Annotated in this window: 18 protein-coding genes; 7 read left to right on the top strand and 11 right to left on the bottom strand. The window is 73.7% G+C overall.

Annotated features, from left to right (window positions below; genetic code table 11):
• Positions 1-59: 59 nt before the first annotated feature.
• Both AB0637_RS10945 and AB0637_RS10940 read right to left on the bottom strand, forming a co-directional pair.
• Positions 60-992, bottom strand: coding sequence for an aldo/keto reductase (locus AB0637_RS10945; RefSeq protein ID WP_366172127.1), 933 nt, complete (start codon positions 990-992; stop codon positions 60-62).
• Positions 989-1885, bottom strand: a complete 897-nt coding sequence (locus AB0637_RS10940; protein ID WP_366172125.1) for an aldo/keto reductase — start codon at positions 1883-1885, stop codon at positions 989-991. The genes AB0637_RS10945 and AB0637_RS10940 overlap by 4 nt, the downstream gene beginning before the upstream one ends.
• 74 nt (positions 1886-1959) lie before the next feature.
• Between AB0637_RS10940 and AB0637_RS10935 the strand changes: the two genes are divergently transcribed.
• Positions 1960-2886 carry a LysR family transcriptional regulator gene (locus AB0637_RS10935; RefSeq protein WP_366172123.1) on the top strand — a complete coding sequence of 309 codons (927 nt, stop codon included), beginning with the start codon at positions 1960-1962 and terminating at the stop codon, positions 2884-2886.
• Here the strand turns inward: AB0637_RS10935 and AB0637_RS10930 are convergent.
• From AB0637_RS10930 to AB0637_RS10910, 5 genes are all read right to left on the bottom strand, one after another.
• Entirely contained in the window at positions 2829-3602 is a 774-nt protein-coding gene (locus AB0637_RS10930) for a trans-aconitate 2-methyltransferase (protein ID WP_366172121.1), read from the bottom strand. The genes AB0637_RS10935 and AB0637_RS10930 overlap by 58 nt on opposite strands.
• 9 nt (positions 3603-3611) lie before the next feature.
• Complete coding sequence (locus tag AB0637_RS10925; RefSeq protein ID WP_366172175.1) at positions 3612-4904, bottom strand: enolase C-terminal domain-like protein; 1293 nt, start codon at positions 4902-4904, stop codon at positions 3612-3614.
• Positions 4905-4961: 57 nt separating this feature from the next.
• Complete coding sequence (locus AB0637_RS10920) at positions 4962-5885, bottom strand: 5-dehydro-4-deoxyglucarate dehydratase (protein WP_366172119.1); 924 nt, start codon at positions 5883-5885, stop codon at positions 4962-4964.
• A 93-nt stretch (positions 5886-5978) separates the two neighbouring features.
• Positions 5979-6920 carry an alpha/beta fold hydrolase gene (locus AB0637_RS10915; protein WP_366172117.1) on the bottom strand — a complete coding sequence of 314 codons (942 nt, stop codon included), beginning with the start codon at positions 6918-6920 and terminating at the stop codon, positions 5979-5981.
• A 73-nt stretch (positions 6921-6993) separates the two neighbouring features.
• Positions 6994-8280: a glucarate dehydratase family protein gene (locus tag AB0637_RS10910; protein WP_366172115.1), complete on the bottom strand. Its 1287-nt coding sequence runs from the start codon at positions 8278-8280 to the stop codon at positions 6994-6996.
• 348 nt (positions 8281-8628) lie between these two features.
• Here AB0637_RS10910 and leuA point away from each other — a divergent pair, with 348 nt between their 5' ends.
• The 4 genes from leuA to AB0637_RS10890 all read left to right on the top strand — a co-directional run bounded on the left by leuA (position 8629) and on the right by AB0637_RS10890 (position 14068).
• The gene (gene leuA, locus AB0637_RS10905; protein ID WP_366172113.1) at positions 8629-10365 is read left to right on the top strand and encodes a 2-isopropylmalate synthase; all 1737 of its coding nucleotides are present in this window, start codon (positions 8629-8631) and stop codon (positions 10363-10365) included.
• A 115-nt stretch (positions 10366-10480) separates the two neighbouring features.
• A complete protein-coding gene (locus tag AB0637_RS10900; RefSeq protein WP_366172111.1) occupies positions 10481-12043 on the top strand; it encodes a GGDEF domain-containing protein in 1563 nt (520 codons plus the stop codon).
• A gap of 73 nt (positions 12044-12116) precedes the next feature.
• A complete protein-coding gene (gene recO, locus AB0637_RS10895) occupies positions 12117-12911 on the top strand; it encodes a DNA repair protein RecO (RefSeq protein WP_366172173.1) in 795 nt (264 codons plus the stop codon).
• A 32-nt stretch (positions 12912-12943) separates the two neighbouring features.
• Positions 12944-14068, top strand: a complete 1125-nt coding sequence (locus AB0637_RS10890) for a serine hydrolase domain-containing protein (RefSeq protein ID WP_366172109.1) — start codon at positions 12944-12946, stop codon at positions 14066-14068.
• A 3-nt stretch (positions 14069-14071) separates the two neighbouring features.
• Here the strand turns inward: AB0637_RS10890 and AB0637_RS10885 are convergent, their stop codons facing one another.
• Positions 14072-14665: a histidine phosphatase family protein gene (locus AB0637_RS10885; RefSeq protein ID WP_366172107.1), complete on the bottom strand. Its 594-nt coding sequence runs from the start codon at positions 14663-14665 to the stop codon at positions 14072-14074.
• 40 nt (positions 14666-14705) lie between these two features.
• Here AB0637_RS10885 and AB0637_RS10880 point away from each other — a divergent pair, with 40 nt between their 5' ends.
• The gene (locus AB0637_RS10880) at positions 14706-15557 is read left to right on the top strand and encodes an isoprenyl transferase (protein ID WP_366172171.1); all 852 of its coding nucleotides are present in this window, start codon (positions 14706-14708) and stop codon (positions 15555-15557) included.
• Positions 15558-15608: 51 nt separating this feature from the next.
• On the opposite strand, the gene ppc is transcribed toward AB0637_RS10880, so the two are convergent.
• Both ppc and AB0637_RS10870 read right to left on the bottom strand, forming a co-directional pair.
• Complete coding sequence (gene ppc, locus AB0637_RS10875) at positions 15609-18470, bottom strand: phosphoenolpyruvate carboxylase (RefSeq protein ID WP_366172105.1); 2862 nt, start codon at positions 18468-18470, stop codon at positions 15609-15611.
• A gap of 148 nt (positions 18471-18618) precedes the next feature.
• Complete coding sequence (locus tag AB0637_RS10870) at positions 18619-18897, bottom strand: HU family DNA-binding protein (RefSeq protein ID WP_366172103.1); 279 nt, start codon at positions 18895-18897, stop codon at positions 18619-18621.
• 149 nt (positions 18898-19046) lie between these two features.
• Here AB0637_RS10870 and AB0637_RS10865 point away from each other — a divergent pair, with 149 nt between their 5' ends.
• Positions 19047-20120 (top strand): GTP-binding protein, encoded by a 1074-nt coding sequence (locus AB0637_RS10865; RefSeq protein ID WP_366172101.1) that lies wholly within the window; start codon positions 19047-19049, stop codon positions 20118-20120.
• 184 nt (positions 20121-20304) lie between these two features.
• Here the strand turns inward: AB0637_RS10865 and AB0637_RS10860 are convergent, their stop codons facing one another.
• Entirely contained in the window at positions 20305-20706 is a 402-nt protein-coding gene (locus tag AB0637_RS10860) for a Fur family transcriptional regulator (protein WP_366172099.1), read from the bottom strand.
• Positions 20707-20787: the final 81 nt, after the last annotated feature.

The raw sequence follows: 20787 nt of genomic DNA, 5'->3' as shown, positions 1-20787 counted from the left end.
GAGGTGGGGGCCCGCCGCTCCCGGGGTCGGGAGCGGCGGGCCGGGTGGAGCGAGGTGGGTCAGGGAACCGTGTAGCCCGCGGCGCGGAACAGCTCGTACCACTCGGCGCGGGTCAGGGGCAGGTCGGACCCCTGGGCCGCGGCCCGGACCCGGTCGGGGTTCGTCGTGCCGAGCACGACCTGGATGTTCGCCGGGTGCCGGGTGATCCACGCCGTCGCGATCGCGAGCTTCGGGACGTCGTACTGGGCCGCGAGGCGGTCCAGCACGACGTTCAGCTCGGGGTACCGGTCGTCGTCGAGGAACACGCCGTCGAAGAACCCGGCCTGGAACGGCGACCACGCCTGCACGGTGATGTCGTGCAGGCGGCAGTAGTCCAGCGTCCCGTGGTCGCGGGAGATCGACTGGTCGAGCCCCTGCATGTTCGACGCGACGCCCTGCGCGACGAGCGGTGCGTGGGTGATGGACAACTGCAGCTGGTTCGCCACGAGCGGCTGGCGGACGTGCTTGCGCAGCAGGTCCATCTGGCCCGGCGTCTGGTTGGAGACCCCGAAGTGCCGGACCTGGCCGGCGGCGTGCAGGTGGTCGAAGGCCTTGGCGACCTCCTCCGGTTCCACGAGCGCGTCGGGACGGTGCAGCAGGAGGACGTCGATGTAGTCGGTGCCCAGGGCCTGCAGCGACCCCGCTACGGAGGCGACGATGTGCTCGTAGGAGAAGTCGAAGTACGGGCCGTCGGGGACGATCCCGGCCTTCGTCTGGATGATCGTGTTCTCGCGCTCGGAGGAGCTGAGCGTGACGGCCTGCGCGAACCGCTCCTCGCACCGGTGCTTGGACCCGCCGTAGACGTCGGCGTGGTCGAGCATCGTGATGCCGACCTCACGGCCGGCGGCCACGAGGGAGCGGATGTCCTCGTCGGACATCTCGGCGATGCGCATGAGGCCGAGGACGACGTTGGGCACCTGCAGGTCGGAGGTGCCGAGGGGGAACGTCCTCACGCGGCGCCCCCCGCGGCGGCGGCGGACAGGCGGGCGATCTCGTCGGCCGACAGTTCCAGGTCCGCGGCGGCGAGGGAGTCGGTGATGCTCGCCGGCCGGGAGGAACCCGGGATGGGCAGGACGACGTCGGCGAGGGCGAGCTCCCACGCGAGCGTCACCTGCTGCGGGCTCACGCCGTGGGCCTGGGCGACCTCGGCGAACACCGCGTGCCGGCTGCCGAGCTCGGCGGCGTTGGAGATCCCGCCCAGTGGCGACCACGGCAGGAACGAGATGCCCTTCGCGGCGCAGTGCTCGAGCTCGCCCAGGCTGCTGCGGAACGCGGGGGAGAACTGGTTCTGGACCGAGACGAGGCGGCCGCCGAGGACGCGGTCGGCCTCGTCGATCTGGTCGACGTCGGCGTTGGAGATGCCGGCGCGGACGATGACGCCCTCGTCGAGGAGTTCGGCCAGCGCACCGACGGAGTCGGCGTACGGGACGTCCGGGTCCGGACGGTGGAACTGGTAGAGACCGATGGCCTCGACGCCGAGGCGGCGGGCCGAAGCGCGCGCGGCCTCCTTGAGGTAGGCCGGGTCGCCGTTCTGCGTCCAGGAGCCGTCGCCGGGACGCAGGTGGCCGCCCTTGGTGGCGACGACGACGTCGTCGGTCGAGGAGCCGTACTCGCGCAGGGCGCGGGCGATGAGCTCCTCGTTGTGGCCGACCTCGTTCGCGTCGCGGTGGTAGGCGTCGGCCGTGTCGATGAGGGTGACGCCCGCGTCGAGCGCGGCGTGCACGGTGGCGACGGCGCGGTCGGTGTCGGGTCGACCCTCGATGCTCAGCGGCATGCCGCCGAGGCCGATCGCGGAGACCTGTCGGGTGGTGGGGGCGCCGGGGCGCCCGAGGCTGCGCTGCTTCACGGGGCGAGCCTAGGAACCCCGGTCCCAGAAGTCCAACAACTGAGGCTCATCGGATCCATGAGTACGATTTCTGCATGGACCTCCGGCAGATGCAGTACGTCGTCGCGTTGGCCGACGAACGCCAGTTCACCCGCGCCGCGGCCCTCAGCGGTGTCTCGCAGTCTGGGCTGTCCGCCGCGATCCGCACCCTGGAGGACGAGCTGGGGACGGCGCTGTTCGACCGCAGCCCCCGCCTCGTCCAGCCGACCGACGCGGGTCTGGCGCTGCTGCCGTTCGCCCGCGGCATGCTCGCCCAGGCCACGGCCGCCCGTGATGCCGTCGTGCAGGCCACCCAGCGGCTGTCCGGGACCCTGCGGGTCGGGGCCGAGCAGTGCCTCGGCGTCGTCGACGTGTCCACGCTGCTGGAGCGGTTCCACCGCCGGTTCCCGCAGGTCGAAGTGCACTTCGAGCAGGCGGGGTCGCACGACCTCGTCGGCCGCGTCCGCGACGGGGAGCTCGACCTCGCCTTCGTCGCGACGACCGAGCACCTCGGGGCGCTCGCCGCGACCGAGCTCGGCCGCGAACCCCTCGTCCTGCTCGTCAAGCCCGACCACCCCCTCGCCGGGCGTGCCGCGGTCGACTGGGCGGACCTCCCGACCTCCGCGTTCATCGACTTCGTCCCGTCCTGGGGTGTGCGGCCGTTGACGGACGCCGCGTGCGCCGCCCGCGGGGTGCACCGGCGCGTCCGGTTCTCCGTCGGGGACGTCCACGCGCTGCTCGACCTCGTGAACCGGGGCCTGGGGACCGCGATCGTCCCACGGCACGTCGCGGCGAAACCCGAGGCGGCGGGGTTGTCCGTGCTCGCCATGCCCGCCGACACGCCGGAGTGGGTCGTGTCCGTCGTCACCTCGGCGGGCAGTTCGCCCGCCCCGCACCTGCTGGAGCTGTTGGAACTCGACGCGGCTCAGCCGGGCAGCGTCGAGACCGCGAACGTCCGCCGGAACGGGAACGGCGTGCCGTAGTCGCGCGCCGGGTACGCCTCGCGCAGCAGCGCGGCGTACTCCCGCTCGAACTCGGCGGCACTGGCGGGGTCGAGGGCCTGCAGGACCGGCCGCAACCCCGTGCCCCGCACCCACTCCAGGACCGGGTCCTCGCCGGTGAGGACGTGCTGGTACTCGGTCTGCCACACGTCGGCGAGCAGACCGGCCCCGGCGAGGAGGTCGAGGTACTCGCCGGGTCCGGCGACCGACTCGGTCCCGCGCAGGACGCCGGCGAGTCGGTGCCGCCAGGGCGGCGAGGACGCCAGTTCCCGCATGAGCACGTGGGAGGGGGCGTCGAAGTTCGCGGGCACCTGGAACGCCAGCCAGGCGCCGGGGGCCAGCTGGGAGGCCCAGCGCCGCAGCAGGTCCCGGTGGGTCGGCACCCACTGCAGGACCGCGTTCGACACGACGACGTCGACGCCGGTGGCGTCGAACTCCTCGGCGGTCGCGACGGAGAACTCCACCCCCGCGTCCGTCGGGGCCGCCGCGACCATCTCGGCGGAGGAGTCCAGTCCCCGCACCCGGGCCTGCGGCCAGCGACGGGCCAGCTCGACCGTGAGGTTCCCCGGTCCGCAGCCGACGTCGACGACGGTCCGCGGAGCGTTCGCGCCGACGTGGGCGAGCAGGTCGTGGAAGGGCCGGGACCGGGGGGAGGAGAACCGGGCGTACTGCGCCGGGTCCCAGGTGGGCGACGTCACGCGAGCACCCTACGAGGCGAGCCTGGGAACGTCCCGCCGGTCGAGCGCCGGGCGCTTCGGGTCGAACGTCCACCCCGGGACGAGGAACTGCATGGCCGCGGCGTCGTCGCGGGCGCCGAGACCGTGCTCCAGGTAGAGCTCGTGGGCCTGCCCGAGCCGGTCCTCGTCCAGTTCGACGCCGAGACCGGGTGTGGTGGGCACGTCGAGGAAGCCGCCGCGGATCCGCAGCGGGTCACGGGTGAGGCGCTGCCCGTCCTGCCAGATCCAGTGCGTGTCGATCGCGGTGACGTTCCCCGGGGCGGCCGCGGCGACGTGCGTCATCATCGCCAGCGAGACGTCGAAGTGGTTGTTGGAGTGCGACCCCCACGTCAGCCCCCACGCCTCGCAGAGCTGCGCGACGCGCACCGACCCGGCCATCGTCCAGAAGTGCGGGTCGGCCAGCGGGATGTCGACGGCGTGCGCCTGCACGGCGTGCCCGAGCTGGCGCCAGTCGGTGGCGACCATGTTCGTCGCCGTCGGCAGTCCGGTGGCGCGGCGGAACTCGGCCATCGTCTCGCGGCCGGAGAACCCGCCCTCGGCCCCGCACGGGTCCTCGGCGTACGCGAGCACGTCGCGCAGCCGCCGGCCCAACGTGACCGCCTCGGCCAGCCGCCACGCGCCGTTGGGGTCCAGGGTGATCCGGGCCTGCGGGAACCGTCGGGCCAGGGCCGTGACCACCTCGGCCTCCTCCTCACCGGGCAGCACCCCGCCCTTGAGCTTGAAGTCCGCGAACCCGTACCGGGCGTGCGCGGCCTCGGCGAGGGCGAGCACGGCGTCGGCGTCGAGGGCGGGTTCGTCGCGGAGCCGCTCCCAGTCGTCCGCGGGTTCCGGTGCGCTGCGGTACGGCAGGTCCGTGGCGTTCCGGTCCCCGACGAAGAACAGGTACCCCAGGGCCTGCACCCGGTCGCGCTGACGTCCCTCCCCGAGCAGGTCGGCCACGGGCAGCCCCAGGAACTGCCCCAGCAGGTCGAGCAGCGCCGACTCCAGGGCCGTGACGACGTGGACGGTCGTGCGCAGGTCGAACGTCTGCAGCCCGCGACCGGCGACGTCGCGGCCGGCGAACTCCTGCCCCACGGCCCGGAGCAGGTTCCGGTGGTCGGCGACGGGACGCCCCCGCAGCAGGTCGCCGGCGGCCACCAGCGTGGCGCGGATGGCCTCCCCGCCCGGAACCTCCCCGACGCCGGTCCGGCCGTCGGTGTCGGTGACCACGACGACGGTGCGCGTGAAGAACGGCGCGTGCGCCCCGGAGAGGTTGAGCAGCATCGAGTCGTGGCCCGCCACGGGCACGACGCGCACGTCGGCGACCCGGGGAACCACCGCTCAGCAGACCTTCGCGACGAGGGGGGTCAGCTCGGCGAGTTCGGCGTCGGTGAGGTCGGTCAGCGGCGGCCGCACCCGGCCCGCAGGTCGCCCGGCGGCGGTCATGCCGGCCTTGACGATCGAGACGGCGTACCCCGCGCTGCGGTCGCGGATCTGCAGGTAGGGCAGGACGAACTCGGCCAGCCGCGCCTGCACGCCAGCGCGGTCGCCGGCGCGCACCCGGTCGTAGAACTCCCGCGCCCAGCGGGGGGCGAAGTTGAAGATCGCGCTGGAGTACGTCGTGGCCCCGAGGTCGAGGTAGGGCAGGGCGTACGTCTCGGCGGTCGGCAGGCCCCCGACGAGCAACAACCGCTCGCCGTGCCGGGCGTGCAGCGTGGCGAGCAGGTCGATGTCGCAGATGCCGTCCTTGAACCCGATGAAGTTGTCGAACTCCGCGACGAGCCGGTCGACAGTGCCGGCGGTGAACCGGGCGTTCGCGCGGTGGTAGACGACGACCCCGAGCCGCGTCGCCCGGCAGACGGCGGCGACGTGCCGGTACAGGCCCTCCTGGGTCAGCTCGTTGAGGTAGGGAGGCAGCACGAACACACCGTCGGCCCCGGCGGCCTCGACCTCGCGCGCCATCGCCACGGCCGTCGACGTCCCGTACCCGACGGGTCCGACGACGGGGCTCGCGCCCGCGTTCGCCTCGACCGTCGCGCGGACGACGTCGACCACCTCCGCCTGCGTGAGGGCCGGGAACTCCCCGGTCCCGCCCGCGGCGAACAACCCGCTGGCCCCGAACCCCGAGAGGTGGGCGACGTGCTCGCGGTACCCGCCCTCGTCGAAGGACAGGTCCGCGTGGGTGTGCGTCACGGGGAAGGACAGCAGCCCCGCGCCGAGCGTGCGGCGCAGGTCGTCGGGGGAGACGGCGCTGGGACGGGACACGGGTGCTCCAGGGGTCGGCGGAGCGCCCAGACTACCCGAGCTCTCCGTTGGTGGACAATGTCCACGGACGTAGACAGGTCATCGGGCTGCCGGTCAGCCGCACACCCGGCTGACGAAGTCGACGAGCTCCCCTTCGAACTCCACCCGCGTCGGGGGTTCGTTGTGCACCTCGTGCCGCACGCCGGGGAACACCCGGGTCCGCACGTCGGTGTGGCCGCTGCGGTGCAGGCGGTTCGCGACGTGGTACGCACCCTCGCCGTAGTTCGCGACGGGGTCCTGGTCCCCGGCGACGATCAGCACCGGCAGGTCCCTCGGCAGAGCCGCGTAGAAGGCGTCACCGCTGACGGTGTCGTAGAGGTCGGCGAACCCCTGCAGGAACCGGCTGCTCAGCGGGGCGCCGAAGTTGTTCAGCGGGTCCCGGCCGTGGTCGGCCACGACGTCCTCGTCGAGGGCCACCCACGCCGTCGGCCCGGCGCCCTCGCCGAACCGTTCGAGGAACCCCGCGAAGAACTGGCCGACGACCTCCGGCGGCGCCGGTTCCGCCGCCCGCTCACCCTCGGCGAGGGCCCGCAGGGCGCTGCGGTCGATGCCGGACTCGAAACCCTCCATCTGGGCGACGATCCCGCCGAGGGCCAGACCGTCCAGGCGTGCGGCCGGATCGGTGGCCATCCCGCGGGCGATGAGCGAACCCCAGCTGTGCCCGAAGACGACGTGCGGCAGGTTGGGCAGGAGGTCGCGGGCGTGCCGCTGCAGGGTGAGCTCGTCCTCGACGACGACCCGGTCGGCACGCGCACCGGCGTCGGCCCACGTCCCCTGCAGGACGGCGGTCCGACCGTGGCCGGCGTGGTCGTCGGCGACGACCGCGAACCCCGCGTCGAGCAGCGTGGAGGTCAGGTGCAGGTAGCGGCGGGAGTGCTCCCCGAGGCCGTGGACGACCTGCACGATCCCGCGGACCGTGCCGGGCGGGCGGTACAACCAGCCCTGGACGGTGTCGCGGCCGTTGGCCGATGCGAACTCGATCTCGTGCAGGGCCATGCGGTCCGCCTCTCCTCCACGCGCCGGGTCCTCGGTGACCTCGGGGCTCGGCGCCGAACCTACACGCGGGTGGTCACCAGGTGCCCCGGTGCGGTGCGAACTCCGGGTCCACCGTCCGCATGTAGGTGGTGTCGTCGCGGGCCCGCAGGCCGCACCGCTCGTACTGCTCGTGGAGCCGGGCCAGCGCGTCCCGGTCGAGCTCGACGCCGAGGCCGGGACCGGTGGGGACGCGCACGGCGCCGCCGGAGAACCGCAGGACCCCCGGCACCACGACGTCCTCGTCGGCCGGTTTCCACGGCCAGTGCGTGTCGCACGCGTAGTCGAGGTTCGGCGTCGCGGCGGCGAGGTGGGTCATGGCTGCGAGGCTGATCCCCAGGTGGGAGTTGGAGTGCATCGACAACCCCAGGCCGAACACCTCGCAGATGCGGCCGAGGTCCTGCGTGCGGCGCAACCCGCCCCAGTAGTGGTGGTCGGACAGGACGACCTGGACGGCGTCCTGCGCGACGGCGGGCGGGAGGTCCTCGAAGGCGACGACGCACATGTTGGTGGCCAGCGGCATCCGGCCCCCGAGGCGACGCGCCACCTCCGCCATCCCCGGGATCCCGGGCGTCGGGTCCTCGAGGTACTCCAGAACCTCCTCCAGTTCCTCGGCCACCCGCACGGACGTCTCGGTCGTCCATGCGCCGTTGGGGTCCAACCGCAGGGGGAGGTCGGGGAACTCCGCGCGCAACGCGCGGACCGCCTCGACCTCCTCCTGGGGAGGGAACACCCCGCCCTTGAGCTTGATCGCAGTGAACCCGTACTCGTCGACCATGCGCCGCACCTGGGCCACGATCCCGGCCGGGTCGAGGGCCGCGCCCCACCCGTCCTCCTCGCGGCCGGGGTGGGCCGCCCACTTGTAGAACGCGTAGGCGCTGAAGGCGACCTCGGCGCGGACGGCGCCGCCGAGCAGGTCGCTCACGGGCCGGCCGGTGAGCTTGCCCTGTGCGTCGAGGCAGGCGACCTCGAAGGGGCTGAGGACGCGGTCGGCGGCGTCCTGGACCACCTGGCCGAGCAGGTCGCCCGCGCGGGCCGGCGTCCCGCCGAGGGAGGTGGCGACCGCGCGGGCCACGGCGTGCAGGTCGAAGACGTCGGTCCCGATCAGGTGGGGGACCGCGCGGTGGAGGCGCTCCAGGTGGGCCGCGTCGCCGTAGCTCTCGCCGAGCCCGACGACACCGTCGGCCGTGCGGACCTCCACGACGCTGCGGAGGGCGAACGGCTCGTGCACGCCGACGTTGTTGAGGAGGGCGGGGTCGTGGAAGGCGACCGGGGTGATCGTCACGTCCAGGACGGGGCTCGCAGGCCGGGTGCTGCCGGGCATGTCTGTCCTCCAGCGCAGGTGTCGGTGTCCATCATTGTGGTTTGTGTCCACGTCCTCGGACAAGCGAGTCACCTCAGCAGGCGTTCGAGGTGCCCCGCACGACGAGGCGCCCGGTGTCGTCGGTGACAACGGCGACCCGTCGCCCGGGTGGCCAGACGTCCGGGTTCGTCACGGGGGTGCGCCGACGAGGAGGGTCGGGTGCGCTCGCGGGCCGAGGGGGTACGGTGGTCCCGTGGCTCGTCTGGAGAACCTCCTCCTTCGTCGCCGCGGCGGGGCCAGCTAGGCCGGTCTCCCCGTCGCGGGACCTCGTCGTGCGCGCCGGCCGCCACACCGCCCGCCCCTGAGGAGATGACGACGTTGCACAACACCCAGACGCCCAGCTCGATGCCGTTCCACAAGTACCTGCCGTTCCACGAGCAGATCACCGTCGACCTGCCGGACCGCACCTGGCCCACGAAGCGCATCACGCAGGCCCCGCGCTGGTGCGCCGTGGACCTGCGCGACGGGAACCAGGCGCTCATCGACCCCATGAACTCCGAGCGCAAGCTGCGCATGTTCCAGCTGCTCGTCGACATGGGCTACAAGGACATCGAGGTCGGGTTCCCCTCGGCCTCCCAGACCGACTTCGACTTCGTCCGGACACTGGTCGAGAACGACCTCATCCCCGACGACGTCCGCATCCAGGTGCTGACCCAGGCGCGCGAGCACCTCATCGAGCGCACCTACGAGTCGCTGCGCGGCGCCAAGCAGGCGATCGTCCACCTCTACAACTCCACGTCGGTGCTGCAGCGGCGCGTCGTCTTCGGTTCCGACGAGGACGGCATCGTCGACCTGGCCCTGCAGGGCGCCCGGCTGTGCCGCAAGTTCGAGGAGACGATCCCCGAGACGACCGTCTACTACGAGTACTCGCCGGAGTCGTACACCGGGACCGAGCTGGAGTTCGCCGCCCGCATCTGCAACGCGGTGATCGAGGTCTTCGAACCCACGCCGGACCGCAAGGTCATCGTCAACCTGCCCGCGACCGTCGAGATGGCGACCCCGAACGTCTACGCCGACTCGATCGAGTGGATGTCCCGGCACCTGCACCACCGCGAGAACGTCATCCTGTCGCTGCACCCGCACAACGACCGCGGGACGGGCGTGGCCGCGGCCGAGCTGGGCTACCTCGCCGGCGCCGACCGCATCGAGGGCTGCCTGTTCGGCAACGGCGAGCGCACCGGCAACGTCGACCTGGTCACCCTGGGCCTGAACCTCTTCAGCCAGGGCATCGACCCGCAGATCGACTTCTCCGACATCGACCACGTCCGCCGCACCGTCGAGCACTGCAACCAGCTGCCCGTGGGCGAACGCGTGCCCTACGGCGGCGACCTCGTCTTCACGGCCTTCTCCGGCTCCCACCAGGACGCCATCAAGAAGGGCCTGGAGGCCATGGAGCGGGACGCGGCGGCGGCCGGCAAGACCGTCGACGAGATCCCGTGGGCGGTGCCGTACCTGCCCATCGACCCCAAGGACCTCGGTCGCTCGTACGAGGCCGTGATCCGCGTGAACTCCCAGTCGGGCAAGGGCGGTGTCGCGTACCTGCTGAAGGCCGAGCACCAGCTGGACCTGCCGCGCCGCCTGCAGATCGAGTTCTCCCGCGTCATCCAGGAGCGCACCGACGCCCAGGGCGGGGAGGTCTCCTCGCGGCAGATCTTCGAGGTCTTCTCCGACGAGTACCTGCCGTCCCCGACGGGCACCCCCGAGTGGGGCCGGTTCGCGCTGCGCGGCACGCGGTCGGTCAGCGTCGTCGACGGGGCGGACACCCTGGAGGTCGACCTCTTCGACGGCGGCTCCGTGACGACGGTGCAGGGGACGGGCAACGGCCCGATCGCCGCGTTCTGCGCCGCGCTGGGCGAGCAGGGCGTCGACGTCCGGGTCCTGGACTACGCCGAGCACGCCCTCTCCGCGGGGGGCGACGCCCAGGCGGCCGCCTACGTCGAGTGCGCCGTCGGGGGTCGCGTCCTGTGGGGTGTGGGCATCGACCACAACATCACGACCGCGTCGCTGAAGGCCATCGTCTCGGCGGTCAACCGCGCCCTGCGCTGATCCTCCCGACCGGTTCGCGCCCTCCGGGTTCCTGCCCCACCGGAGGGCGCGGGCCGTTAGGATCAGTCACCACCTGTGACGTCTGGTCACCGGCGGCAGCATCGGAGGGGGCGGAGTGGGCACGCAGCTCGAGCCCGTCAGTCCGTTCGGTCCGTTCGACACCCTCGCCGAGTGGGCCCACAAGCTCTACCTCGACGGCTACGGCGAGCGGGCGATCACGGCGTGCCGACAGGGTCTGGCCTTCTGCGAGGCCGCCGGCGACGAGCGCACCGCCCGCTACCTGCAGTTCATCTGCGGCGTCGCGCTGCACCAGCTCGGCCGCGCGGGCGAGGCCAGCGAGGAGGCCGGGCACCTCCTGCGCCGCCTCGGCGCCGGGGCCGACCCGGTGTGGCGGGCCAAGGCCCTGGCCCTGCTCGCCGAGTCGCGGGTCGACCTCGGGATGACCGCGCTGGCCATGGACCACCTGGCCGAGGGCAAGCTCATCGTCTCGGCGCAGCCCATCCGCACCTACGACCACCTGTCGGCGACCATGTCGGTCGCCCTCGCGCTCAACGCGCTCGCGCTGTTCGAGCCCGCCGACGAGCTCATGGTCCAGATGCTGGCGCTCACGTTCCCGCCGGCGCGGGTGCGCCTCAACGTGGCCCAGGAGGCCGCGGTCCTGCAAGTCGCGTGGGCCTCGATGCTCGAGGTCGCCGGCCGGGCCGACGAGGCGTGGCCGCACTACGCCGAGGCCCTCTCGCGCGCGGCCCGGATGCGCCAGCTCGCCGACGAGGCCGACTACCCGGAGATGCTCGCGCGCGCCGAGGCGGTCGAGGCGTTCGTCCTGCAGCGCAACGGGGACACCGAGCTCGCCCAGGCCCGGCTGCGCCCGGCCATGGACGCGTTCCGGCTGCGCGAGGAACTCGCCGAGACGCAGATCGCCCGCATCGCGCTGGCGATGGTCACCTCGGACGCGGGGGACCGCGCCGCGGCCGCCGAGCTGCTCGCCGCCGTACAGCGAGTCTCCTCGGCCACCCAGCTCGACGTGTGGGGGCTGACGGCGCTGGCCGTCCGCGCGCGCAACGCGGTGCAGCACGACGGCCGCAGCGAGGCCGCCGACGCCCTCGAGCTGCTCGCCCAGGTGTCGCTGACCCGCCTGTGGGAGGACCGCGAGAGCCGCTTCGAGGCGCTGCAGGACCGCATGCGGCAGCGGGAGATGGCCGAGCAGCACGAACGCCTCGGCCGGGCCTCGCTGGTCGACCCCATGACCGGCCTCGGCAACCGCCGCCGCCTGCAGCAGGTCCTCGAACGACCCGACCAGCGCTTCAGCGCTGTCCTCCTCGACGTCGACCGGTTCCGCGCCGTCAACGACGAGCACGGCCACGACGCCGGCGACGCCGTGCTGCGCCGCATCGCGGACCTGTTGCAGCGCAACGTCGGCGACGACGACGTCGTCGTCCGTTACGGCGCGGACGAGTTCGTCGTCCTCGTCCCCGGCGGTCACGGGGCCGAGCAGACGGCCGAACGGCTCCTGGAGGTCGTGCGCAAGGAACCGTGGCTGGAGATCTCCCTCGGACTGCGCGTCACCGTCTCGGCGGGGGTGGCCGGGCCGGCGTCCGCCGCCGAGGCCGTCGCCGCCGCCGACCGGGCGGTGCTCGACGCCAAGCGCTCGGGACGGGACCGGCTCGTCACCGGCTGACGGGCTGCGCGGCTGACGGGCTGCGCGGCTGACGGGCGCTGTCGGAGGTGCGACCTACAGTGGTCGCGTGGCGGTGAGCGGTCGGGGGTCCAGCAGCAGGGGCTCCAGCATCGGCGGGGCGAAGAGCTACCGCGACGAGGCCGTCGTCCTGCGCACGACCAAGCTCGGCGAGGCCGACCGGATCGTCTCCCTCCTGACCCGGCACCACGGCCGGGTCCGCGCCGTGGCCAAGGGGGTGCGGCGCACCTCGTCCCGCTTCGGCGCCCGGCTCGAACCGTTCACGTGCGTCGACGTGCAGCTGCACCGCGGTCGCGCGCTCGACACCGTGACGCAGGTCGACGTGCTGGCCCCCTACGGGCAGGTGCTCGCGGCCGACTACGGCCTCTACACGGTGGGCCACGCCCTGGTGGAGACGGCCGAACGGTTCACCGAGGTCGAGCGGGAGAACGCGACGCAGCAGTACCTGCTGCTCGTCGGGGCCCTGCGGACGCTCTCGCGCCGCGAGCACGCGGCCCCTCTCGTCCTCGACGCGTTCCTCCTGCGCTCCCTGGCCGTGGCCGGGTACGCGGCGAGCTTCGGCGACTGCGCCCGTTGCGGGAACCCCGGTCCGCACACGGCGTTCAACGTCTCCGCCGGTGGGGCGGTCTGCAGCGCCTGCCGACCGCCGGGGTCGGCGGCTCCGGACCCGCAGACGCTGGAGCTGCTCGCGGCGCTGCTCAGCGGTGAGTGGTCGGTCGCGGAGGACGCCGAGGAACGCTGCCGCCGCGAGGGGAGCGGGCTCGTGGCGGCCTTCCTGCAGTGGCACCTCGAACGGGGCATCCGGTCGCTGCGGCACGTGGAACGGGACGACGGCTCCCTCGTCCGGTGAGTTCCGGCGGCCAGGGAGGTCCACCGGACGTGATGACGGGAGAACTGACCGAGCTGCTCGAGCGGTGGGTGAGGGACGGGCTCGTCGCCGGGGCCGTCGCCCTCGTGGAGCGCCCCGCGGACGGTGCTGGGGACGCGGCGGCGGGACCGGCGGTGGTCTGCGCCGGGGTCGCCGACCTCGCGACGGGCCGGCTCGTGACACCGGACACCGTCTTCCGCTGGGCCTCGACCACCAAACCCCTCACGGCGGCCGCGGCGCTCACCCTCGTGCAGGACGGTGCGGTCGCGCTCGACGACCCCGTGACGCGGTGGCTGCCGGAACTGCGTGACCTGCGGGTGCTGCGCACCCCCACCGCCGACCTCGACGACACCGTGCCCGCCGACCGCGACGTGACCGTCCGCGACCTGCTGACCTCGACGTGCGGCTGGGGTTTCCCCTCCTCCTTCGAGGGGCCCTGGGTGCAGGCGCTGTTCCGGTGGCAGAACGGGTTGGAGGTCGCGGACGTCCCGCCCCCGGACCGGTGGCTGCGCGGGCTGGCGGCGGTCCCGCTGCGGCACCAGCCGGGGGCGCAGTTCCTGTACAACACCTCCTACGACGTGCTCGGGGTGCTGCTCGCCCGGGTCGACGGCCGGCCGCTGCCGGACGTCCTGCTAGACCGGCTCCTCGCACCGCTCGGCCTGCGGGACACGGGGTTCGCCGTCCGCGACGACCAACGGGACCGCGCGTCCGCCGCGTACCGCGCCACGGCGGACGGGCTCGTGGAGTTCGACGGGACGGACGGCCGGTGGAGCGCCGCACCGGTGTTCCCCTCCGGCGCGGGTGGGCTCGTCGGGACCGCCGGCGACTGGTGGACCTTTGCCCGCGAGCTCCTTCACCCCGGCCGGGTGCTGACCGCGGAGTCGGTGCGGTTCCTGACGACGGACCGCCTCGGGGCCGGCCGCGCGCAGGAGGCGGAGCTTTTCCTCGACGGGGCCGGCTGGGGGTGCGGCGGGTCGGTCGACCCCGCCACCGGGCGGTACGGCTGGGTCGGGGGAACCGGGACGAGCGCGCACGTCCTGCCCGCGGACTCCTCGGTCGCCGTGCTCATGACCCAGACGCTCGTCGACTCCCCCCGGCCGCCGACGTTCCTGCAGGAGTTCTGGTCGGCGGCCTGGTAGTGCTCAGGCGCGCTGCGGGGCGCGGGCGAGCCGCCAGTCGTCCCCGGCGCCCTCGACGACCACGGAGGTCGCGTTCGCCATCCGCGGCAGCTCGACCCCCACGAGGCCCTCGACGGTGGCCCGCAGCAGCGTCCCGTGCGCGACGACGACGAGCGGGACGTCACCGTGCTCGGCGCGGAGCCGGCGCAGCGCGGCCGACCCGCGCGCGACGAGGTCCTCCCACGGTTCCTGGCCCGGCCGCTCCCCGTGCGGGTACCGGGCGGTCAGCTCGGCGAGGTCGCCGCCCTCGGCCTCGCCGAAGTGCCGCTCGACGAGGTCGTCGTGCGGCGGCAGCAGCTCCAGGCCGAGGCGGTCGGCGAGGATCTGCGCCGTCTCGCGGGCGCGGGACAGCGGGGAGGACGTGACCGCGGCCCACGGGAGGTCGTCCCCGAGGGGTTCGGCGAGCAGTTCGGCCAGGGCGCGAGCCTGCGCGCGGCCGGTGTCGTTGAGCGGGATGTCGGTGCGGCCCTGGAGCCGCCCGTCGCGGTTCCAGTCCGTCTCGCCGTGGCGGACGAGGGCGGTCCGGGCGGGGGTGGGGGAGGTCACGTGGTCGGGCACGTGCCCCATGGTCCCACCTGGCACCCTGGTGCCCGTGCCCGTGACCGGACCCCGACGACGCCGCTCCGCCCCGACCTCCCCGCGCCAGGGGCGCCCGGTCGTCCCGCCGCCGCCGCACCCCTCGGGCGCGCGACCGCCGCAGCTGCCGGCCGACCAGGTCCCGAAGCACGTCGCGATCGTCATGGACGGCAACGGCCGCTGGGCGAACCAGCAGGGGTTGTCCCGCATCGAGGGCCACAAGATGGGCGAGGCGTCCCTGCTGGACGTCGTCGCGGGCGCCGTGGAGATCGGTGTCACCCACGTCTCGGCGTACGCGTTCTCCACGGAGAACTGGCGGCGCAGCCCCGAGGAGGTCAAGTTCCTCATGGGGTTCAACCGCGACGTGATCCGCCGGCGCCGCGACGTCATGGACTCCTGGGGGGTCCGCGTGCGGTGGGCGGGTCGTCGTCCCCGCCTGTGGCGCAGCGTCATCAGCGAGCTGGAGACGGCCGAGGAGATGACGCGCGAGAACACCGTCTGCACGCTGACGATGTGCGTGAACTACGGCGGTCGCGCCGAGATCGCCGACGCCGCCCGCGCGCTGGCGCAGGACGTCGCCGCGGGCGTCGTGAACCCCGACCGGATCGACGAGCGCACGTTCGCCCGCTACCTCGACGAACCCGACATGCCGGACGTGGACCTGTTCTGGCGGTCCTCGGGGGAGCAGCGGACGTCGGGGTTCCTGCCCTGGCAGTCGACGTACGCCGAGATGGTGTTCTCGGACGTGCTCTGGCCCGACGTCGACCGGCGGGCGCTGTGGGCGGCGATCGAGACGTACGCGACGCGCAACCGCCGCTACGGCGGGGCGGCCGACGCCCCGGACCCGACGGACGAGCAGGCCGCGGGGGAGTGATCGTTGTCCGGCGCCTTGGCGCCGGACAACGATCCCCCCGGGAGGGCGGTCTCAGCCGGTGTTGCGCATCCCGGCGGCGATCCCGTTGATCGTCAGCAGGAGGGCGCGGCGCAGGGCCGGGTCGACGTCCTCACCGCTGGCGCGCGAACGCGCCAGCAGCGACACCTGCAACGCGTGCAACGGCGCTAGGTAGGCGTCGCGCAGTTCCAGGGTGCGGCGCAGGACGGGGGCGGACTCGAGCAGTTCGTCCTGGCCCGTCAGCCACAGCACCTGCTCGAGCGTCGTGGCGTGCTCGGCCCGGATGGTCTCGAAGGCGCTGCGCGCGTCGGGGTCGACGAGTTCCTCGACGTAGTGCGCCGCGATCCCCAGGTCGGTCTTGGCCAACGTCATCTGCACGTTGGAGACGAAGCTGCGGAAGAACGCCCAGTCGGCGAACATCGCGCGCAGGTCGTCCTCGCGGCCGGCCTCGCGCGCGGCTTTCAGACCCGACCCGACGCCGAACCAGCCGGGGACGTTGATGCGGCTCTGCGTCCAGCCGAACACCCACGGGATGGCCCGCAGGTCCTCCAGCCCACCGGTGCCGCCGGGGCGGCGGGAGGGGCGGGAGCCGATGTTGAGGTTGCCCAGTTCCTCCACGGGCGTGGCGGACAGGAAGAACGGCACCAGACCGGGGTCGCGCACGAGCGCGCGGTAGGCGACCTGGCCGGCGGCGGCCACGACGGACATCGTGTCGTCCCAACCGTCGAGGACGGACCGCGGCTGCAACGGCGTGCGGTGCAACGTGGACGCCTCGAGCGCGGCCGACAGGGCGACCTCGAGGTTGTGCCGGGCCAGCCGCGGCTGCACGTACTTGTCGGAGATCACCTCGCCCTGCTCGGTGACCTTGATCGGGCCGTCGAGCGTGCCGTAGGGCTGGGCGAGGATGGCCTCGCCGGTGGGGCCGCCGCCGCGGCCGACGGACCCGCCGCGGCCGTGGAACAGCCGCAGCGTGACGCCGCGACGCAGGGCCACGTCGCGCAGCGCGCGCTGGGCGCGGTGGATCTGCCAGCGGGAGGCCGCGATCCCGGCGTCCTTGGAGGAGTCGGAGTAGCCGAGCATGATCTCCTGCACGTCCCCGCGGGCGGCGACGACGCGACGGTAGGAGGGGTCCGACAGCAGCCCCTCGAGGAGTTCCTCGGCGTTCTCGAGTTCGGTGACCGTCTCGAACAGCGGGGCGAACCCGATGCGCGCCACGTCGTTGGCCCCGGGCGTCTCGGCGAGGTCGACGAGTCCGACCTCCCGGGCCAGGACGACGACGGCGAAGATGTCGTCGATGCCCTTGGTCATGGAGACGATGTACGTCTCGATGACGTCGTCGCCGTAGCGGTCCAGCGAGGTGCGGATCGTCGAGAACAGCTGCAGCACCCGGGCGGGGGTGTCCGTCAGCGTCCGCGCGGCCGAACCGATGAGCGGCCGGTGCCCCGTGAGCTCCTTCGACAGCAGCTTCGTGCGCGCGGTCCGGTCCAGGTCGGCGTAGGGCGTGATGAGTTCGCCGAGGCGGTCGTAGATCGCGGCCAGCGCGGTGTGGTGCTTGCCGGCGTCCTCGCGCACGTCGAGCGTGGCCAGCCCGAACCCGACGGCGCGGGCCACGCGCAGCAGGCGGGCGACGGCGCCGTCGGCGACGAGGTCACCGTCGTTGACGCGCAAGGAGTCCTGCAGCATCCGGATCTCGGCGGTGTACTCCTCGACCCCGGCGTAGTCGCGGCCGGGGACGTGCTCGGCCCCGCTGTGCAGGCGGGCGCGGGTGCCCTCCAACCGGGCCAGGACGTAGGACAGCTTGAACCGGTACGGCTCTTCGCCGTTGAGGTGGGCGCGCGCGGCCCGCACCTCGGGCATCGCCTGCGCGTCCGCCTCGAGGGAGGCCAGCAGCTCGTCGGAGACGCCGACGATCTGGGTGGAGGCCGCGAGCTCGGTCATGAGGTCGCGCGTGGCCGCGGCGAGGACGTCGAGGGCGGCGTCGTGCTGCATGCCGAGGACCTCGGCGGTCACCTCGGGCGTGACGTTGGGGTTGCCGTCGCGGTCGCCGCCGACCCAGTTGCCGAAGCGCAGGGGCTGGGCGTCGGCGGGGAGCTCGAGCCCGAGCTGGCCGAGCCCGACGGCCAGGTCCTCGAGCAGGTCGGGCAGCACCGTGGAGGTGAGGTTGCGCAGGTAGTGCAGAGCCGAGCGGGCCTCGTCGGCCGGTCGCGGGCGCAGCACGCGCAGCTCGTCGGTCTGCCACAGCTCGTCGACGAGCTCGGCGAGGCGGCGCTGGCCGCGACGGGCCTCCAGCGGACGCTGGGAGCCGTCCTCGGAGGCCTCGACGATCGTCGTGATCCGCAGCAGCAGGTCCAGGACCGAGCGGCGGCTGGACTCGGTGGGGTGCGCCGTGAAGACGGGACGCAGCTGCAGGCGGCCGAGGATCTCCCCGGCGGTGGCCTGGTCGAGGTCGCCCGAGCGCAGGGCCTCGCCGAGCCGTTCGAGCGTGCCGTCGAGGCCGCCCGCGGAGGCGCGGGACAGCTCCAGGCCGCGGTGCAGCTGCTCGGAGGCGTTGGCCAGCTGGAAGTAGGCCGTGAAGGCGCGGGCCAGGTTGATCGCGGTGGCGTCGTCGACGCCGGACAGCAGCTGGGCCAGTTCCGCGCCGTCGTCGGGGCGGCGGGCCAGCTGGCGGACCTGCTCGACGAGGTCGAGGAGTTCGCGGCCCTCGTGGCGGGTGAGGGACTCCCCGAGGAGTTCCCCGAGCTTGCGGACCGACGCCCGCAGTGCGGCGTGGCCCTCGTCCGAGGAGACCCCGTCGACCGTGAGCGCGTCGTGCGACGCGCGGGGGGTCTCGGACGCGGTCTGCTCGGGCGGGGTCTGCAGGTCGGGCTGCAGTCCTTCGTCCGTCGGTGCGCTCATCGACGCCTCGCCTCCCTGCCGAGTGCTCGGAGGTCGACACTGACTCCTGTGCACGTGCTGACTGCTTCTCGCGGGGCAGTCTGGCGTGTCACCCCCCGGAAGCGAAACCGAGGGGGTCCTGCGGCGGGGAGGCGGGCGGCGGGACGGCTCAGCTGCCGTTGGCGGCGGCCTTGAGCTTGGAGCCGGCGGTCAGCTTGGCGCCGTAGGAGGCGGCGATCTCCATGGTCTCGCCCGTGCGCGGGTTGCGGCCGGTGCGGGCGGCCCGCTCGACGCGCTCGACCGTGAGCAGACCCGGCAGCTTGACGGGCTCGCCCTTGCCGACGGCCTCGACGAGCACGTCGCCCAGCGCGTTGATCACGGAGTCGGTGTCGGACTGCGTCAGGCCGGCGCGCTGGGCGACGGCGGTGACGAGCTCGGAGCGGTTCACGGGTACTCCCGGTGGTGTCGACAACGGTGGTTGGAGGCTGACGTTACCGGGGGTCACTGCCTGTGCTCGGCACCCGGGACCGCGTGGGGCGCGTCGGGGCGTCTGCTAGCGTCGTTCTTCTTGAGAACGGATCTCATCAAGGAGTGCTCGTGAGCCTGCCCGTGACCGTGCTGACGTCGATGGACCCCGTGCTGCGCGACAGCGCGACCGCCGCCGCCCTGTGGGGCCGGCCCGGAGCGGTCCTGCTGCGCTACGACCTGGCCCCCGGCCGGTTGCACCGCCTCGCCGCCACCGTCGAGCGGGTCCTGGAGGACGTGCGGGTCCCCGTGGAGCACGCCTGCCTCGGCTGCGCCCTGCGGGAGGACGTGCTGCCGACGGTCGCCGCGCTCGCCCGCGCCGGGACGGCCGAGCACCTCGTCCTCGCGCTGCCCGCGGCCGCCGAACCGCTCGCCGTCCTGCAGGCGCTGACCCACGGCGTCGACGGCCCGGACGCGCTCGCCGACCTCGTCGCGGTCGCCGGCGTCGTCTCGGTCGTGCACGGTCCGGGCCTGCTCGAGGACCTCCTCGGCGACGAGCTCGTGCCCGGCGCCGACGGGGAGGAGGGCGAGCGCGCGGTGGGGGAGGTGCTGGCCCACCAGCTCGACGAGGCCGACCTCGTGCTCGTCGACGGCGACCTGCCCGCGCGCTCGGCCGTGCTGCTCGACCACGTCACCGCCCCCGGGTGCGTCGTCGCCGACCTGCTGGCCGTCGACGCGTCCGACGTCCTGGCTCCGCGCCGCCTCGCCACCCCCGGTCTCGCAGCGGAACCCTTGCGCCGCAGCGACCTGCGCGCCGTCCGACCGAGCGGCGCCCGCGACCGGCTGGGCGTCTTCACGCTCGACCTGCACACCCCGGCGCCCCTGCACCCGGGCCGGTTGCTGGAGGAGATCGAGGCCGTCGGGGCGGGCCGGCTGCGGGCCCGCGGCTACTTCTGGGTGCCTTCGCGTCCGGACGTCGTGTGCGCGTGGGACGGGGCCGGCGGGCAGCTCAGCATCGGCACGATCGGGACCTGGGACGGCCGTCGCGGGGAACGTCCCCGTACGCGCCTCGTCGTCACCGGGGTGGACGAGGGGGACGCCGACCGCGTCAGCGCGGCCTTCGAGCGCATCCTCGCCACCCCCGCCGAGAGCACCGCGTGGACCGCGCCCGAGGACGGCCTCGAACCCTGGCTCGGGGACCGCTGACCCCCACCCCCGCCCTGCCTCCACGCCCTGCCTGCACGCCCTGCCTGCACGCCCCCGGACCCCGGGCGGAAAACACTCTCTCCGCCCCTGAAGTCGTCTTGGAGGGGCGGAAAGAGTGTTTTCCGCCGCGGGTCGGGGCGCCGGGGTAAGGCGCGGGACGGGGCGGGGCGGGGTGCGGGGAGGGTCAGGCCTGGGCGCTGCAGGCGGCGCAGACGCCGAAGACCTCGACGACGTGCTGGACGGCCGTGAAGCCGTGCTCGGCACCGATGCGCCGTGCCCACGCCTCGACCTGCGGGCCCTCGACCTCGACGGTCGCGCCGCAGCGGCGGCAGACGAGGTGGTGGTGGTGACCGGTGCTGCAGCGGCGGTAGACGGCCTCGCCGCCGTCGTCGGTGCGCAGGACGTCGACGTCACCGTCCTCCGCGAGCACCTGCAGCGCGCGGTAGACGGTGGCCAGACCGACGTTCTCGCCGCGTTCGCGCAGCTTGGCGTGCAGGTCCTGGGCCGAGATGAACGCGTCCGCCTCGTCGAGGACCGCCGAGACGGCCGTCCGCTGCTTCGTGGACCGACGAGCCGGCACCGTCACGGTTCCTCGCACTCCTCACGGATCGGCCCGGAGCCCCCGGGCGGGTCAGGTCAGCCTACGGCGGCTGGGCCGTCCGGGCCG

The sequence above is a fragment of the Kineococcus sp. NPDC059986 genome (genome assembly GCF_040702905.1).
In the GTDB taxonomy this organism is placed as follows: Bacteria; Actinomycetota; Actinomycetes; order Actinomycetales; family Kineococcaceae; genus Kineococcus.
Note: the sequence above shows the minus strand (reverse complement) of the source record. Positions and strands in the feature narration are given on the sequence as shown.

Coding starts and splice junctions, on each gene's coding strand:
- leuA (WP_366172113.1), top strand. CDS start 8,629: ATGACGACGTTGCACAACACCCAGACGCCCAGCTCGATGCCGTTCCAC.
- AB0637_RS10935 (WP_366172123.1), top strand. CDS start 1,960: ATGGACCTCCGGCAGATGCAGTACGTCGTCGCGTTGGCCGACGAACGC.
- AB0637_RS10915 (WP_366172117.1), bottom strand. CDS start 6,920: ATGGCCCTGCACGAGATCGAGTTCGCATCGGCCAACGGCCGCGACACC.
- AB0637_RS10925 (WP_366172175.1), bottom strand. CDS start 4,904: ATGCTGCTCAACCTCTCCGGGGCGCACGCGCCGTTCTTCACGCGCACC.
- AB0637_RS10890 (WP_366172109.1), top strand. CDS start 12,944: ATGACGGGAGAACTGACCGAGCTGCTCGAGCGGTGGGTGAGGGACGGG.
- ppc (WP_366172105.1), bottom strand. CDS start 18,470: ATGAGCGCACCGACGGACGAAGGACTGCAGCCCGACCTGCAGACCCCG.
- AB0637_RS10910 (WP_366172115.1), bottom strand. CDS start 8,280: ATGCCCGGCAGCACCCGGCCTGCGAGCCCCGTCCTGGACGTGACGATC.